This window comes from Dokdonella fugitiva (assembly GCF_014138265.1).
GTDB lineage: Bacteria > Pseudomonadota > Gammaproteobacteria > Xanthomonadales > Rhodanobacteraceae > Dokdonella_A > Dokdonella_A fugitiva_A.
Window position 1 is genome coordinate 605,428 of record NZ_JACGXL010000002.1, and the last position, 16,662, is coordinate 622,089.

The 16,662-nt window shown below is 69.4% G+C and carries 9 protein-coding genes and 1 pseudogene; 4 read left to right on the plus strand and 6 right to left on the minus strand.

The features are described 5' to 3' along the window. Positions 1–68 precede the first annotated feature (68 nt). A complete protein-coding gene (locus tag FHW12_RS08795; protein ID WP_182530628.1) occupies positions 69–956 on the minus strand; it encodes a helix-turn-helix transcriptional regulator in 888 nt (295 codons plus the stop codon). 20 nt (positions 957–976) lie between these two features. Here FHW12_RS08795 and FHW12_RS08800 point away from each other — a divergent pair, with 20 nt between their 5' ends. Continuing rightward, positions 977–4,939 carry a beta strand repeat-containing protein gene (locus FHW12_RS08800; RefSeq protein WP_182530629.1) on the plus strand — a complete coding sequence of 1,321 codons (3,963 nt, stop codon included), beginning with the start codon at positions 977–979 and terminating at the stop codon, positions 4,937–4,939. Beyond that, positions 4,936–5,469 carry a DUF11 domain-containing protein gene (locus FHW12_RS08805; protein WP_182530630.1) on the plus strand — a complete coding sequence of 178 codons (534 nt, stop codon included), beginning with the start codon at positions 4,936–4,938 and terminating at the stop codon, positions 5,467–5,469. The genes FHW12_RS08800 and FHW12_RS08805 overlap by 4 nt, the downstream gene beginning before the upstream one ends. 37 nt (positions 5,470–5,506) lie before the next feature. Here the strand turns inward: FHW12_RS08805 and FHW12_RS08810 are convergent, their stop codons facing one another. The 3 genes from FHW12_RS08810 to FHW12_RS08820 all read right to left on the minus strand — a co-directional run bounded on the left by FHW12_RS08810 (position 5,507) and on the right by FHW12_RS08820 (position 13,259). Next, positions 5,507–8,653, minus strand: coding sequence for an efflux RND transporter permease subunit (locus FHW12_RS08810; RefSeq protein ID WP_182530631.1), 3,147 nt, complete (start codon positions 8,651–8,653; stop codon positions 5,507–5,509). Between the two features lie 67 nt (positions 8,654–8,720). Beyond that, positions 8,721–11,957: an efflux RND transporter permease subunit gene (locus FHW12_RS08815; protein ID WP_182530632.1), complete on the minus strand. Its 3,237-nt coding sequence runs from the start codon at positions 11,955–11,957 to the stop codon at positions 8,721–8,723. A 54-nt stretch (positions 11,958–12,011) separates the two neighbouring features. Beyond that, positions 12,012–13,259, minus strand: coding sequence for an efflux RND transporter periplasmic adaptor subunit (locus tag FHW12_RS08820; protein ID WP_182530633.1), 1,248 nt, complete (start codon positions 13,257–13,259; stop codon positions 12,012–12,014). 322 nt (positions 13,260–13,581) lie between these two features. Between FHW12_RS08820 and msrA the strand changes: the two genes are divergently transcribed. Together msrA and msrB are read left to right on the plus strand one after the other, a co-directional pair. Next, positions 13,582–14,241, plus strand: a complete 660-nt coding sequence (gene msrA / locus FHW12_RS08825; protein ID WP_182530634.1) for a peptide-methionine (S)-S-oxide reductase MsrA — start codon at positions 13,582–13,584, stop codon at positions 14,239–14,241. Continuing rightward, a pseudogene (msrB, locus tag FHW12_RS08830) lies at positions 14,238–14,648 on the plus strand (peptide-methionine (R)-S-oxide reductase MsrB); the annotation flags it as partial. The gene msrA and the pseudogene msrB, both read left to right, overlap by 4 nt. A gap of 30 nt (positions 14,649–14,678) precedes the next feature. Here the strand turns inward: msrB and FHW12_RS08835 are convergent. Further along, on the minus strand, positions 14,679–16,214 hold the full coding sequence (locus FHW12_RS08835; RefSeq protein ID WP_182530636.1) for an ATP-binding response regulator: 1,536 nt from the start codon (positions 16,212–16,214) through the stop codon (positions 14,679–14,681). Then, on the minus strand, positions 16,214–16,654 hold the full coding sequence (locus tag FHW12_RS08840) for a response regulator (RefSeq protein ID WP_182530946.1): 441 nt from the start codon (positions 16,652–16,654) through the stop codon (positions 16,214–16,216). The genes FHW12_RS08835 and FHW12_RS08840 overlap by 1 nt, the downstream gene beginning before the upstream one ends. Between the last annotated feature and the right edge of the window lie 8 nt (positions 16,655–16,662).

Sequence of the window (16,662 nt, forward strand, 5' to 3'; positions counted from 1 at the left end):
GAGGAAGGACGCTGCACGACGTGCTTGCTCGTTGTTGCATTCTCCGTGTGCTCTGTGTGCCCCGTGTTTCAGGCTTTCCCGCTCTCCGCCGCTGACGATCCTGCCGCGGCGATCGTCTGCAGTCCCGCGGGGCTCCAGCGCGAGCCGGGCAGGGTCCACATCGGCGGGAGCTGGGCGAACGGCGGGCGGCGGTGCACCGCGAGCGCAGCGCCGAGGCGGTCGTCCACGCCGAGTTTCTCGAACACCTGGCGCACGTGGCTCTTGACCGTGTCGAGGCGGATGCCGAGCAGGCGTGCAATCGCTTCGTTCGATTTGCCGTCGGCGATCCAGCGCGCGACGTCGCGCTGGCGCGGCGTGAGGTCGGGGCAGAGGTGGATCAGCCGTTCCACCGGCGGCATCGCCTGCGCGGATCGCTCGAGCGCTTGGCGGTAGACGCGCGCGATGTGCGCGCGCAACGCCTGCATGCGGTCGCGCTCGGCATCGGTGAACGCGGGCGCGCCGAGCACGCGGTGCGCGGAAACCGACAGCGCATAGCCTTCGTGGACGATGACGAAGGCGATCTGCCGATGCGCGCCGCTCGGCAGGAACGCCTCCTGCGCGATCGGCAGCGCCATGAATTCCTCGTCGCTGAAGAAATCCGATTCGCGCAGCGCGCGCTCGCCGAAGAACGCCGGGTCCTTGCTCCAGAACGGATGACTGCGCGAGTGGCGAAGGTACGCCGCGGCCGAACGCGCGCGGCGTTCCGGGTCGGGGTCGATGCGCGAGAACTCGGCACGGAACTCGCCCGTGCCGAGGTGGAATTCGGTGTACGCGACCATGTCGTTGGCGGCGGTCGCGTCGACGCAGCCGAACACCTCGCGCGGCAACCTGTGCAGGTCCGGCTCCGCGGCGTACAGCTCGACCAGCCGGCGCATGAAGCCGGTTTCCGCAACCTCGGCGTCGGCGAGCAGCGTCATCGGATCACTCCAAAGTGTGATTGCGGGAATTTCGCACAGGCTTACGCTGCCGTGGTGGCGCCGCATGCGTGCTCCTTCACAGTTTCATCAGCGCTCCAGCCGAGCGGCAAGGGAGCGCGCGTGCCGGACGCGGAACCGATCGGCGTGAGGCGCCTCTGTCGGTGTCGACCTCGGCCTGCACGCTCGACTTCACGTTCCAGCCTCGGAACGTCCGGCGTTCGCGACGATGCGGCGATCGTGATCTTCCGCGACGGCTTGGACTGCGCCAACGAACAATCCCGGACCTCACCATGAAACCGAACATGCTCCTGCGTCTCCTCGTCGCGTCCGCGGCGTGCGTCGCCACGCCCGCGTTCGCCGACTACGTGATCGCGCCTGCGGGCGGCGACATCACGGGTGCGCGCTTGTCGGCGCAGCTCGCCAGCGGCGACGTCAACCTCGAGGCCGCGTCGGGCGACATCGTCGTCGACGACACGGTGAGCTGGGGGGCGCATACGCTCACGCTCTCGGCGCCGTCGGGCAGCGTCAAGGTGAACGCGGTGATGACCGCCTCGGGTTCGGCCGGCCTGTCGCTTGAAACCGACGCGTCCGTTGCCGACGGCGGCATGGTCATGGCGCTGACGGCCGGCGGCTTCACCGGGCGCGTGGATTTCACGGGAACGGGGCAAAGCTACCGCGTCAACGGCACGGCCTACACGCTGATCCACACGCTCGCCGAACTGGAAGCGATCCGTCCCCCCGCCAACGGCACCATCACCGCCGCCTACGCGCTGGCGGCGGATGTGGACTGGAGCGGCGCGGCCAGCCAGACACCGCTTGGTTTCCTTGGCGCCAGCGGTCGGTTCGACGGCCTCGGCCATCAGCTGCTCGATCTCGTCATTGCCGGTAGCGTCGACGATACCGGACTGTTTTCCTACAACTCGGGCGGCGTGATCCGCAACGTCGGCGTGCGCGGCGGCAGCGTGTCGGGCGGCGGGTGGGTCGGCACGTTGGTCGGCGACAACTTCGGCGTCATCGCCCACGTGTATTCCACGGCCGACGTCTCGGGCACCCTGTTCGTCGGCGGTCTGGTGGGCTTCCACAACGGCAACGGCAGCCTGATCGCCGATGCCTGGGCCAGCGGCAACGTGATCGGCACGGGTGCGGTCGGCGGCCTCGTGGGTACCACCCAATCTGGCGGTGCCGTCAACAACGTCTGGGCGAGCGGCAACGTAACGGGGCAGGACAGCATCGGCGGGCTGGTGGGAGTCACCCAGACCAATGCCACCGCCAGCGAGACCTTGCGCAACGCCTATGCCACCGGCAACGTGACGGGCAGCATCCAGGTCGGCGGCCTCGTGGGCCACAACATGAGCCCCGTCGAGCACGTCTTTGCCACCGGCAGCGTTTCGGCCAGCAGCAACAGCTATGTCGGCGGTCTGGTGGGTCTCAACGATGCCGGCCCTGGCGGCAGCGTCAGCGACGGCTGGTTCGCCAGCGACACGGCCGGCGCGCACCCGGACAATGGCGTCGGCACGGCGATTTCGCTGGTGAATCTGGTTTCGGCGTTGCCGGGCAGTTTCGACGCGGCCGTGTGGGACAACCAGAACCGCAAGACCACGCCGTACCTCAAATCCCTGCCCGGCGCGGTGTACGTGAAGGCGGAAAGCGCCACGCCGGCCGGCGCGCTGGTCTACACGCCGGTGACCACGCTCGATCAGTTGCAGGCCGTCGGCGCCAACCTTGCCGGCAACTTCGCGCTGTTCAACGACATCGACGCCAGCGCCACGGCGAACTGGAACGGCGGCGCGGGCTTCGTGCCGATCGGCAATTGCGCCGGCGGCTTCAACGGTCGCTTCGACGGGCTCGGGCACGTCGTCATCGATCCGACGATCAATCCCGGCGGCAGCAGCCTGTGCGTGGGTCTGTTCGGCGGCCTCGGCATCGGCAGCGTGTTGCGCAACGTGGGCGTGGACGGCGGCTCGGTTACGGGAGGCAACGCGGTGGGCGGCCTGGTGGGCTACAACGACGCGGGCGCCATCAGCAACGCGTTCGCGACCGCACGCGTTTTCGGAACCAACGACTGCGGCGGCTTGGTGGGCTTCACGACCGGCGACGTGAGCGACGCCTACGCCACCGGCAGCGTGACGGCCAGCGGCGGCGGCGCCGGCGGCCTGACCTCCGGCAGCCGCGGCGCGATCCGCCACACTTGGGCCAGCGGCAAGGTGACGGGCAGCGGCAGCAATGTCGGCGGCCTCGTCGGTCTGGCCATGGACGGCACCGTCGAGGACAGCTACTGGGACAGTTTCAGCACCGGCCAGGCCGTCGGGGTTGGCGTCGTCGTCGCCGGCAACGCGACCGTCACCAATCTCAACACCGTCACCAGCAATCCCGCGCAAGCGGCCGCGACCAACTACGCGTTCAAGCAAGGTGCCTACGCCAGCCTCGATTTCGGCAGCACCTGGACGGCCTTCGACGGCACACGCCCGTTCCTGCAAGGCGAATGGCAGACCACGCTCACCAACGCACACCAGCTGCAATTGATGAGCCTGAAGCTGGACGCGGACTACATGCTCGGCAGGAACATCGACGCCGGCGAAACCGGCCGCAACGACGGCACGGCCGCGAACAGCAACGGCATGTGGGCGCAGACGGGCTTCATGCGCGTGGGCACCGATGGTCCTCGCTTCGTTGGCAGCCTGGACGGGCAGCACCACGTCATCAGCGGCTTCGCCATCAACCGGCCGACGATCGACAGCTGGGTGGGCCTGTTCGGCAAGACCGGCGGAGCCGTCGTGAAGAACCTGGGCATGGCCAACGTTTCGATCGTCGGGTCGAGCGCCGTCGGCGGCTTGATCGGCCTGAGCCAAGGCGGCAGCGTCAGCAACGTCTACGTTACCGGCAGCGTATCCGGCGCCGGCGCGGTCGGCGGCATCGTGGGCGGGATGCAGGGCGGCAGCCTCGACAACGCCTACGCGAGCGTCGGCGTGTCCAGCGCCGGCAACGACGTCGGCGGCGTGACGGGCGGCAACCAAGGCGCAAGCATCAGCGACGTCTACGCCAGCGGCAGCGTGTCGGGCCAGAACGCCGCAGGCCTCGTCGGCTACAACGCCGACGCATCGGGCGCGGTCATCAACGACGGCTTCTGGAATACCGACGTGATGGCGCAGGGCATCGGCACCGCCGATACCCCGGGCGGCCTGAGCAATGGCGTCACGGGCCTGTCCACGCTGCATTGGCTCTCGCAAGGTCCGGCCGCGACGGGGCTGTGGAACACGGCCAACGGCTGGGTCACGGGCTATCCGTATCCCGTGCTGAAAGGGTTCCCCTACGTGCTCGTGGTCGCGCAGGGCACGCACGTGACGCAAGGCGTGCCGGCGGTGACGGTCGATTCGTACGCCGTGATCGACCAGGACGGCAATGACGCCAGCGCGCTGGTCGACGGCACGCCGACGTGGTTCGCCGACCCCGGCCTCGCGATCGGAGCGACCGCCAACGTCGGCGGAACGGGCGTGACGATGCTGGATCCGTCCTACCAGTTGACGTACGTCGGCTCGGGCGTGGTGCAGGCGCCGGTGCAACCGAACCTGACGCTCGCGTTGACGCAAGGCGGTCCGGACTACGTGACCTACGGCCAGATCGTCGACTACGTCGTCACGCTGTCCAACAACGGCAACGCCGCGGCGACGAACTACGCCGTGAGCGCGAGTTACGGCGGCGGCGCCGACGTCGGCGCGACGACGTGGCAGTGCATCGCCGGCAGCATCGACGCGAGCTGCGCGGCCGCGGGCAACGGACCGATCGTCGATCACGTGACGGTTCCGCCCGGCGTCTCCATGACCTGGCTGATCCACGTGCCGGTGTCGCCTTCGTCGCCCGCCGGCACGCTCGATTTCGACTTCAATGCCGACGGCCTCGCGCCCCTTTCCGACCACGTCACGATCGTGATCTTCCGCGACGGTTTCGACGGCGCCGGCGCATCGATGGAGGGAACACCCCGATGAAGGCAATCTTCCGTGTCGCACGCGTCGCACTCGCCGCGAGCACGTGCGCATCGGCTGCGACGACGGCCTTCGCGGGTCAGGGTGCGCTCGTGCTCGAGGCGAACGACAACCATGCCTACGCACGCTACGGCCAGACGCTCGCTTACGTCGTCACCTTGACCAACAACGGCACCGTTACCGCGACGGACGTCGCCGTCGCCGCCGTGCTGTCGCCCGCCTGGGACGCGCCGGGCGCGAGCTGGACCTGCTACCCCGGCACCGACGGTGCGACCTGCACCGGGAGCGGCAGCGGGCCGCTCGACGACGTCGCGACCTTGCCGCCCGGCGCGCGCGTGACCTGGGTGCTCGAACTGCCCGTGCGCATCGACGCCACGGACGTCACGGCGACGCTCGACGTGACCGCGACCGGCGCGGCGCTCGTGGCCGATACCAACGAACTCGTCATCTTCAAGGAAGGCTTCGACGTGCCCTACGGCGACGGTACGCAAGGCTCGTCGGAAACTGCCGATGCGTGGCCGCAAGGCGACTGAAGATCAAGAGATAGAAACACGGAGCACACGGAGCACATCAGACGACCGGATCACCCGGCGCGGTCGCGAGCGCCGCGCGCGACCGTCGCTCTTCCTTGCGCTTGCGTCGCCGCTCGCTCATGCGCGCGAAGATGAGATAGATCGCCGGCGTCGACAGCAGGGTCAGGCTCTGCGAGACGATCAAGCCGCCGATCATCGCGATGCCGAGCGGGCGGCGCAGTTCCGAGCCGACGCCGAAGCCGATCGCCAGCGGCAGCGCCGCGCAGATCGCGACCATCGAGGTCATCATGATCGGGCGGAAGCGCACCAGCGACGCCTCGCGGATCGCCTCGAGCGGCGCGAGGCCGTGCTCGCGCTCGGCGACGAGCGCGAAGTCGACCATCATGATCGCGTTCTTCTTGACGATGCCGATCAGCAGCACGATCGCGATCATCGACACGACCGAAAGCTCGGTGCCGGTGACGATCATCGCGAGCAGCGCGCCGACGCCGGCCGACGGCAAGGTCGAGAGGATCGTGACCGGGTGGATCAGGCTCTCGTAGAGCATGCCGAGCACGATGTAGACCACGATGATCGCGCCGAAGATCAGCAGCGAACTGTCGCCCTGCTGCTTCTGGAAGTTGCGGAAGTCGCCGGCGAAGTCGAGACGGATGTCGCCGGGCAGGCGCATGCCCTGGATCGTGCTCTCGATGATCTTCTGCGCCTGGCCCATGCTCACGTCGGGCGCGAGGTTGAAGCTGAGGCTCATCGTCGAGAACTGGCCTTCGTGGCTCACTTCGGTCGGCGCGATGCCGTCCTGCATCTTCGTCACCGCGGTGATCGGCACCATCGCGCCCGAGTTCGAGCGCACGTACAGGCGCTCGAGCGAGCCCGGGTCGGTCGCCTGGTTCGGCAGCGCGCTGAGCACGACCTTGAACTGGTTGACGTCGGAGTAGATCGTCGACACCTGGCGCTGGCCGAACGCGTCGTTGAGCGCGCTGTCGACCGCGGCGACGCTGATGCCGAGTCGCGAGGCGCTGTCGCGGTCGACGACGAGCGTCTGGCGCGGCCCCGATGCGTCGATGTCGCTGCCGACGTCGCGCAGCTGCGGGATCTTCTTCAGCGCTTCGACGAGCTTGGGCGTCCATTCCTGCAAGCTCGCGATGTCGTTGCCCTTGAGCGCGACCTGGTACTGGCCGCCGCTGCCACCGCTGCCGCCACCGCCGCCGCCGCTCGGCAGGTCCTGCACCGGGCGCAGGCGCATCTGCACGCCGGGCATCGCCTCCGCGGCGCGATTGAGCCGCGTCATCACCGCGAACGTCGATTCGCCGTGGCGTTCGGCGAGCGGCTTGAGCGTGATGTAGAGCTGGCCGGAACCGCCGCCGCCGCGGCCGAAGCCGCCGCCGAGGCGCGAGCCGACGCTGTCGACCGCGGGATCCTGCAGCACCAGCCCGGCGAGCTTGCGCGTCTGTTCCATCATGCGCGGCGGCGAGATGTCGGCGCCCGCGCTGATGCGTCCCTGCAGCATGCCGGTGTCCTGCTGCGGGAACAGGCCGCTCTGCAGGAAGCGCATGAGGAACACGGTCAGCACGATCAGCAGCAGCGGCTGCAGCGCGGTCAGGCGCGGCCAGCGCAGCGCATGGTCGAGCAGGCGGCGATAGACGTCGAGCATGCCCGCGTGGAATGCGTCGATGCGCGCGCCGAGGCGCGACGGTTTCGCTTGCGCGTGCGCCGACAGGAAGCGGCCGCACAGCGCGGGCGTCAGGGTCAGCGAGACGACCGCGGAGAACAGGATCGCCGCGATCAGCGTGATGCTGAACTCGCGGAAGAACTGCCCGGTGATGCCGCTGGCGAACATCACGGGCGCGAACACCGCGACCAGCGAGGCGGTGATCGAGACGATCGTGAAGCCGATCTCCTTCGCGCCGACGAGGGTCGCCTCGAGGCGCGACATGCCGGCGTCGACGTGGCGGATCACGTTCTCGATCACCACGATCGCGTCGTCGACGACGAAGCCGATCGCGATCACGAGCGCCATCAGCGACATGTTGTCGAGGGTGAAGCCGAGCACGTACATGACGATGAACGCACCGGCGATCGACAGCGGCACCGCGGTCGCCGCGATCAGCGTCGGCGCGAGCCGGCGCAGGAACAGCGCCATCGTGACGATGACCATGCCGAGGCTGATCAGCAGGCTGACCTGAACTTCGTCGATCGACGCGCGGATGATCGGCGTGCGGTCGAAGAACGGCGTCAGCGCGACGCCGGCCGGCAACCAGGTCTGCAGCAGCGGGATCTCCGCCTTGACGCTGTCGACCGTCGCGATCACGTTCGAATCGGCCTGCTTGCGCACGAACAGCAGGATCGCGCGGCGCGTGCCGTACCAGGCGGCCTGGTACTGGTCCTGCTGGCCGTCGCGCACGCTGGCGACGTCGCTGAGGCGCACCGGCACGCCGTTCTTCACCGCGATGACGAGTTCGGCGAACTCGGCGGCGGTGTGCAGCGAATCGTTCGCCGACACCGCCATCGTCGTGCGGCCGTCGGAGAGGAAACCCTGCGGCGATGTCACGTTCGCCGCGGTCAGCGCGTTGCGCAACTGGTCGGGCGACAGGCCCATCGAGTTGAGCGCGCGCAGGTTGATGTCGACGCGCACGGCCGGCGTCGCCCCGCCGGCGACGTCGACGTCGCTGACGCCGGGCAACTGGCGGATGCGCTGGGCGATCAGCGAGTCGGCGTAGTCGTACAGCTTGGACAGCGGCTCGGTGTCGGAGGTCAGCGCGAGCGCGAGCACGGGCTGGTTGTTCGGGTTCGCCTTGCGGTAGGTCGGCGCGTTGGTGAGCCCGGTCGGCAGGTCCGGCGCGGCGGCGTTGATCGCCGCCTGCACGTCGCGCGCCGCGTCGTCGACCTTGCGACTGCCGTCGAAGATGAGGATCACCGACGCGCTGCTCTCGCTGCTGGTCGAGTTGATCGTGTCGATGCCGGGAATCTGCCCGAGGTGGCGTTCGAGCGGTGCGGCGACGGTCGCCGCCATCACGTCGGCGCTGCCGCCGGGCTGGCTCGCGCTGACGAAGATCACCGGCGGCTCGAGGTTCGGCAACGCGGCGATGCCGAGCAGGAAGTAGCAGATCGCGCCCGCGGCGAACAGGCCGATCGCCAGCAACGAGGTCGCGATCGGGCGGCGGATGAACGGCGCGGAGATGTTCATGGGGCGTGTCCGTGCGTGGCAGCCGAACGCGTCGGGGGCGCGACGGAGCATCCGGGCGTCGACGCCATCATGCCGGTCTCGCTCGCGCGAGCGTGCGTGCATGGGCCTCGCGGCGGTCGCGCACCCATGCCGACAGCCGCTCGAAGTACAGGTAGATCACCGGCGTCGTGTACAGCGTGATCAGCTGCGAAAGCAGCAGGCCGCCGACGATCGACACGCCGAGCGGCTTGCGCAGTTCCGAACCGATGCCATTGCCTAGCGCGAGCGGCAGCGCGCCGAGCAGCGCGGCCGCGGTCGTCATCATGATCGGGCGGAAGCGCAGCAGGCAGGCGCGACGGATCGCGTCGTGCGGCTTCATGCCGTCGCGCTGCGCCTCGATCGCGAAGTCGATCATCATGATCGCGTTCTTCTTGACGATGCCGATCAGCAGCACGATGCCGACGATGCCGTCGACCGACAGGCTCATGCCGCAGACGATCAGCGCGAGCAATGCGCCGACGCCCGCCGGCGGCAGGGTCGAGATGATCGTGATCGGGTGGATGTAGCTCTCGTACAGCACGCCGAGCACGATGTAGATCACGACCACCGCGGCGAGCAGCAGCAGCGCCTCGTCGGTGAGCGAGGCGGAGAACTCGGCCGCCTTGCCGACGAACTGGCCGCGCACCTGCGGCGGGAACGCCTGCTCGGCCTCGACCGCGTGGATCGCCTCGACGGCGTCGGACAACGAGTAGCCGCGCGCGAGGTTGAACGAAATCGTCACCGCGGGCAGCTGGTCCTGGTGGCTGACCACGAGCGGCGCGTTCGTCTCGGTCGCGCTCGCCAGCGCCGACAACGGGATCGCGCCGCCCGCGCCGACCGCGATGCCGACGTTGCCGGCGCTGCCGATGCCGGACGGGGTCGCCGAATTGCTCGACGTAGCCTGGCCGAGCGTGGTCGCGTTGCTGCCGGTCAGCGCACCGTTGCCGTTGCCGCGCACGGTGAGCTGGTCGAGCAGCGCCTTGCTCGTGCGGAACTCGGGCGCCACTTCGAGCACGACGCGGTACTGGTTGAGCTGGGTGAAGATCGTCGAGATCTGGCGCTGGCCGAACGCGTCGTAGAGCGTGTCGTCGATCGTCTGCACCGGCACGCCGAGGCGGCTCGCCTTCTCGCGGTCGATCACCAGGTGCAGCGCGTTGCCCTGCGTCGCGAGGTTGTTGTCGACGTCGGCGAGTTCGGGGCGCTTGCGCAACGCGTCGGTCATGCGCGCAGCGAAGCCGGCGAGCTCGGACGAGTTCACTTCCGACAGCGCGTACTGGTATTCGGTCGGCGCGACGCGCGTGTCGAGCGCGACGTCCTGCACCGGCTTGAGATAGAGCGCGACGCCCGGGATGTGCGCCGCGGCGCGCTGCAGGGCGGGCACGACGTCGGCGAGCCCGCCGCGTTCGCCGCGCGCCTTCAGCACGATGCTGAGCTGGCCCTGGTTGAGCGTCGGGTTGACCGAGCCCGCGCCGACGAACGCGGCGACGCCGGCGACGCCGGGCACCTGCCGCACCGCGTCGGCGACGGCCTTCGTGCGCTCCTCCATCGCCGGGAACGCGATGTTCTGGTCGGCCTGCACGACGCCGGTGACGAGGCCGGTGTCCTGCTCGGGCAGCAGGCTCTTCGGGATCAGCACGTACAACGCGATCGTGACGACGACGGTCGCCGACGCGACGACCAGCATGAGCGGCTGGCGCGCGAGCACCCAGTCGAGGCTGCGCGCGTAGAGCTCGACCGTGCGCGTCCACAGGTCGCGCTCGCCCGCGTGCGAGGTGCCGTCGTGCGCAGAGTCGCCGGCCGGCAGCGCGTCGGCCTTGAGCAGGTACGCGCACATCATCGGCGTCAGGGTCAGCGAGATGAACATCGAGATCGCGACCGCGATCGTCAGCACCCAGGCGAATTCGTGGAACAGGCGGCCGGTCACGCCGGGCATGAGCAGCAGCGGCAGGAACACCGCGATCAGCGACACGGTCAGCGACAGCACGGTGAAGCCGATTTCCTTCGCGCCGATCTCGGCCGCCTCGCGCGGCTGCTTGCCCTGTTCGATGTAGCGGACGATGTTCTCGATCATGACGATCGCGTCGTCGACGACGAAGCCGGTCGCGACGGTGAGCGCCATCAACGAGAGGTTGTCGAGCGAGAAGCCGGCGAACGCCATCACGCCGAACGTGCCGAGCAGCGACAGCGGCACCGCGACGCTCGGGATCACCGTCGCCCACAGCCGGCGCAGGAACACGAAGATCACCGCGATCACGAGCAGCACGGTGAGCACGAGCGTGAACTCGACGTCCTCGACCGAGGCGCGGATCGTCACGGTGCGGTCGGAGAACACGTCGAGGTGCACGTCGGCGGGCAGCAGCGCGCGCAGCGCGGGAAGTTCCTTGCGGATGTCCTCGACCGTCTTGACGATGTTCGCCGACGGCTGGCGGCGGATGTCGAGCAGCACCGCCGGCCTGCTGTTGGCCCACGCGGCGAGCTGGTCGTTCTCGACGCCGTCGACGACGCTCGCGATGTCGGACAGGCGTACCGGCGCGCCGTTCTTGTAGCTGACGATCGTCGAGCGGTACTCCGCGGCGTCGGCGAGCTGGTCGTTCGTGCCGATGCTGTAGCTCTGCACGGTGCCGTTGAGGCTGCCCTTCGGCGCGTTGACGTTGGCCTGGGTCAGCGCGCTGCGCACGTCCTCCATGGTCAGGCCGAGGTTGGCGATCTGCGCCGGGTTCACCTGCACGCGCACCGCGGGGCGCACGTTGCCGGCGATGCTGACGAGGCCGACGCCGCCAATCTGAGACAGGCGCTGCGCGAGGATGCTGTCGGCGTAGTCGTTGACCTCGCGCAGCGGGCGCGAGTCGGAGGTGAGCATGAGGGTCAGGATCGGCGCGTCGGCCGGGTTGACCTTGTTGTAGACGGGCGGGTACGGCAGGTTCGTCGGCAAGGTGCCGCGCGCGGCGTTGATCGCCGACTGCACGTCCTGGCCGGCGGCGTCGATGTCGCGGCCCTGGTCGAACGAAATGATGATCGACGACAGCCCCGCCGAACTGTCCGAGCTCATCGTCGTGATGCCGGAGATCTGCCCGAACTGGCGCTCGAGCGGCGTCGTCACGAGCGCCGCCATCGTCGAGGCGCTCGCGCCCGGATACTGCGTCGTCACGATCAGGCTCGGCGCGTCGACGTCGGGCAGCGCGGCGACCGGCAGCGCGCGCCAGCCGATCACGCCGAGCAGGAGCAGCGCGGCCATCAGCAACGAGGTCGCGATCGGGCGGCGGATGAACAGGGTGGAGAAACTCATGGCGACTTCACTCGGCCGGGATGACGGGGCGGACGCGGCGCGGTGCGGCGCGCATCAGCCGCCTCCGCGTCGTCCGCCGCCGCGGCGCTGGCCCTGCTGCGGCGCGCCCTTGTCCTTCATCTTCGCCAGCTCCTCCGCGCTCGGCGGCGCCGGCGTCTCGCCCGGCGCGAGCGCCTGCACCTTGCTGCCGGGGTTGAGCCGGAACTGGCCTTCGGTGACGACCTTGTCGCCCGCGGCGATGCCGCTCGAGACGAGCACGCCGTCGTCGCCGGCGTCGCCTGCGGTCACCACCGGCTTCATCGCGACCGTGGCGTCGGCCTGCAGCGCGTAGACGTAGTTGCCTTCAGGGCCGCGCTGCACTGCGGTCGCTGGCACGACGAGGCCGCCGGCGACCGTGCGCAGCCTGACTCGCACGTTGACGAACTGGCCCGGCCACAGCGCGTTGTCGGCGTTGCCGAACTCCGATTTCAGCTTGAACGTGCCCGTGGTCGTGTCGATCTGGTTGTCGATGACCTTGAGTGCGCCGGTCGCGAGCACGTGCGCGTCGGTGCGGTCGAGCGCGGCGACTTCGAGGCCGCCGCTCGCCGTGCCCTGCGCGGTGCGCACGCCGTCGAGGCTCTGTTCCGGCAGCGTGAAGATCACGTTGATCGGATGCACCTGGGTCAGCACGACGAGGGTGCTCGCGTTCGCCTGCACGAGGTTGCCGACGTCGACCTGGCGGATGCCGGCGATGCCGGTGATCGGCGCGGTGATGCGCGTGTAGCCGAGCTGGGTGCGCGCGCTCGCGATCGCGGCGTCGTCGGCGGCGATCAGCGCCTGCTGCTGGCGCACGGTCTGGCGCTGGTTCTCCAGATCCTGCGCCGAGACGAAGTTCTTCTTGATGAGCTCCTCGTAGCGCGCGAGCGTGCTCTGCGATGCGCTCAGCTGCGCCGCATCCTGCTTCTTCTTCGCTGCGGCCTGGTCGAGCGCGGCCTGCAGCGTGCGCGGATCGATCTCCGCGAGCAGGTCGCCCTGCTTGACCTCCTGGCCCTCGGCGAAATGCAGCGCGTCGAGCTGGCCGCCGACCTGAGCGTTGACGGTGACCGTGTTGAGCGCCTGCACGGTGCCGAGTGCCGTCAGGTACACCGGCACGTCGCGCGTGGCCGCGGCGACCACGGTGACCGGCACCGGACCGTCGGCCTCGCCGCCCGCGCCACGGCGCCCGGCACCCGCGGGCGCGGCGCCGGAATGGAAGATGCGCCAGCCGACCAGGCCGGCGACGAGCAGGGCGACGACGATGAGCGCGAGCTTCCAACGCGACATGGGGCATTCCTTCGGACAGGGCCAGCGCCGGACTCCGCCCGACGCTGCGCGAAGGCTAGCAGTCGCGCCTGAACGATGGGCCATCGTGCCGCGTAAATCCATCTTTACAACGACCCTGCACGTTTCGTGCATGGCGCGCGCGCTTGCATTCGCGCGTCGCCGCCATCATCTGCTGCGGACCCGCAGGGCGTCTTCCGGCCGCATCGTTCGCGTCGACCATCGTCGCGCCCGGTGCAAGAATCCGTGCCGTCGACCGTTCCTGTTCCGCACCCGGCCGCGTGCACGTCCGCCGTGCCGCGACCGACCCACCGAGGAGTAGCCCATGAATGCCGTTTGCGATATCCCGGGCGCCGGCCTGGCCGTCGACCGTTCCCTCGTTCCCGATGCCGCGTTCGATCCGGCGCCGGCGGACGGCGTGCGCGACGCGCGCGCGGTGCTCGCGGGCGGCTGCTTCTGGTGCGTCGAGGCCGTGTTCCGCGAACTCGACGGCGTGCTCGAGGTGACCTCGGGCTACAGCGGCGACGACGCCGCGAGCGCGAACTACGAGCGCGTCTGCAGCGGCGCGACCGAGCACGCCGAAGCGGTGTCGATCCGCTTCGACCCGCGGCGCGTCAGCTACGGCCGCCTGCTCAAGGTGTTCTTCGCGGTCGCGCACGATCCCACCCAGGTCGATCGCCAGGGCAACGACCGCGGCCGCCAGTATCGCTCGGCGGTGTTCTACGCCGACGACGCGCAGCGCGACGTCGCCGCCGCGTATATCCGCCAGCTCGATGCGGCAAAGGTGTTCAACGCGCCGATCGCGACGCAGCTCGTGCCGCTCGAGGCGTTCCATGACGCCGAGCGCTACCACCAGAACTATGCTGCGCTGCATCCGGAGCAGGCGTACATCGCCGCGGTCGCGGCGCCGAAGGTCGCCAAGCTGCGCAAGCAGTTCGGCGACTGGCTGCGCGCCGACGGCCCGAAGGACGGAGGCCTCGCATGACGACGTCCGCGTCCGGTTACGACCTCACGCCGATCGCCGCGGACGAGCGCGACAAGCTCGCCGCGCGCCTCACGCCGGAGGAGCGCTACGTGTTGTTCGACCACGGCACCGAGCGCCCGTTCTGCGGCGGCTTGCTGCACGAGCACGGCGAGGGCGTGTTCGCCTGCCGGCTGTGCGGCCTGCCGCTGTTCCGCTCGGTGGCGAAGTTCGAGTCGGGCACCGGCTGGCCGAGCTTCTACGCGCCGTTCGACCCGGCGCACGTGCGCGAGATCCGCGATGCGAGCCACGGCATGGTGCGCACCGAGATCCGCTGCGCGCGCTGCGACAGCCATCTCGGCCACGTGTTCCCGGACGGCCCGCCACCGACCGGCAATCGCTACTGCATGAACTCGGCCGCGCTCGAGTTCGCGTCGGCCTGAAGCACCGCCGCGCGCGCGTCAGCGCGCGCGGACTTCCTCGGCGAGCACGCGCAGGAGCTGGTCCGGATCGACCGGCCGGTCGATGAAACGGATGCGCGGCAGCGGCGGCAGGTCGGGTTCGATCGTCGCGCGCTCGGTTGGCGCGGCGATCAGGATCAGCGGGCCGCGGTAGTCCTGCTCGAGCAGGTGCGACGCGGTCATCACGCCGGTCATCAGGGTCATGTGCCCGTCCATGAGCACGACGTCGGGCAGGCCGTCGCGTTCGATCGACTGCATCGCGACGGTGCCGTTGTCCGCGGGCGAGACGACGTAGCCGCTCGATTCGATGATGTCCTGCAGCATGACGAGCTTGCTCTCGCGTTCGATCACGACGAGCACGCGTTCGCCACGGCCGAGCGCGGTCGCGGCCGCGCCGCCGACGGTCGCTTCGGCGGCCGCCATCGGCAGGTAGATCGAGAAGGTCGAACCCTTGCCCGGCGCGCTGTCGATGCGGATCACGCCGCCGTGGTTCGCGAGGATGCGCCGGCACGAGAGCAGGCCGAGCCCTGTGCCCTTTTCCTTGGTGGTGAAGAACGGCTTGAACAGGCGCTCTTGCACCTCCTGCGACATGCCAACCCCGCTGTCGGTGATCGCGATGCGCAGGTAGTCGCCCGGCGCCACGGTTTCGCCCGGCTCGAAGAAGCCGGCATCGAGTGCGAGCGTGCGCGACGCGACGCGCAAGGTGCCGCCACCCGGCATCGCCTGCGCGCCGTTGAGACAGAGGTTGAGCAGGCATTGCTGCAGCTCGGTCGCATTGCCCTCGACTTCGAGCGCGCGATCGGGCGCGTCGACGACGAGCTCGACGTCGCGCGCGAGGCTGCCGCGCAGCAGCATGACGAGGCCGTCGATCAGCGAGGCGATCGAGACGCGATGCACCGCCGCGCGGGAACCGCGCGCGAACGACAGCATTGACGCTACGATCTCCAGGCCGCGCTGGGTCGACTCCTCGATGAGGCGACCGACCTTGCGGATCTCCTCGTTGGGATCGTCACGCAGCATGGCCACGCCCATCGCGATCGGCTGCAGCACGTTGCGCAGGTCGTGGCTGAGTCCGGAGGCGAGCAGGGCGAGGCTCTCGTAGCGTTGAACGCGCAGCAACTCGGCTTCGGCCGCGTCGCGCGCGCGCTTCTCTTCGATCTCGGCGAGCGCGCGACGCACCGCGCTCGCGAGGCGCGTGAGATTGTCCTTGAGCACGTAGTCGGTCGCGCCGCGGCGCAACGCCTCGACCGCGGCATCCTCGCCGATCGTGCCCGACACGAACAGGAACGGCACGCGCGGCGCCGTGTCGCGCGCGATCTCGAGCGCGCGGTAGCCGGAGAACTCCGGCATGCTGAGATCGGAGATGACGATGTCGGGCGCGAACGTCGCGAGCGATCCGACGAAGGCGGGCTCGTCCTCGACGCGCCGCCACTCGAGATCGAGGCCATCGTCGCGCAACTGGTCGAGCACGAGCTCGGCGTCGAGCTCGCTGTCCTCGACCAGCAGCACGCGCAGCACGGGTGGGGCGATCGCCATCAGGCCTCGGGGCGCGCTTCGTTCATGACGGCCCAGAACTGGCCGAGCGTCTGCACGGCGTCGAAGAACTGGCGCGCGTCGACCGGCTTGACCACGTAGGCATTGACGCCGAGGTCCCAGCTCGCGGCGAGGTCGCGTTCCTCGCGCGAGGACGACAGGATCACCACCGGGATCGTGCGCGTGGCTTCGTTCGTGCGGATCTCGCGCAGCACCTCGATGCCGTCCATGCGCGGCATCTTGATGTCGAGCAGGACGACCACCGGATTGCCGTCCCGGCGGCCGGCGAACGCGTTGCGCGCATGCAGGAAGTCGAGCGCGTCGACGCCGTCCTCGACGTGGACGATCGGATTGGCGATGCGCGCCTCGCGCAACGCGTCGATGGTCATCTCGGCGTCGGCGAGGCTGTCCTCGACGAGCAGGATCGTGCGGATTTCGCGGATCAAGGTCG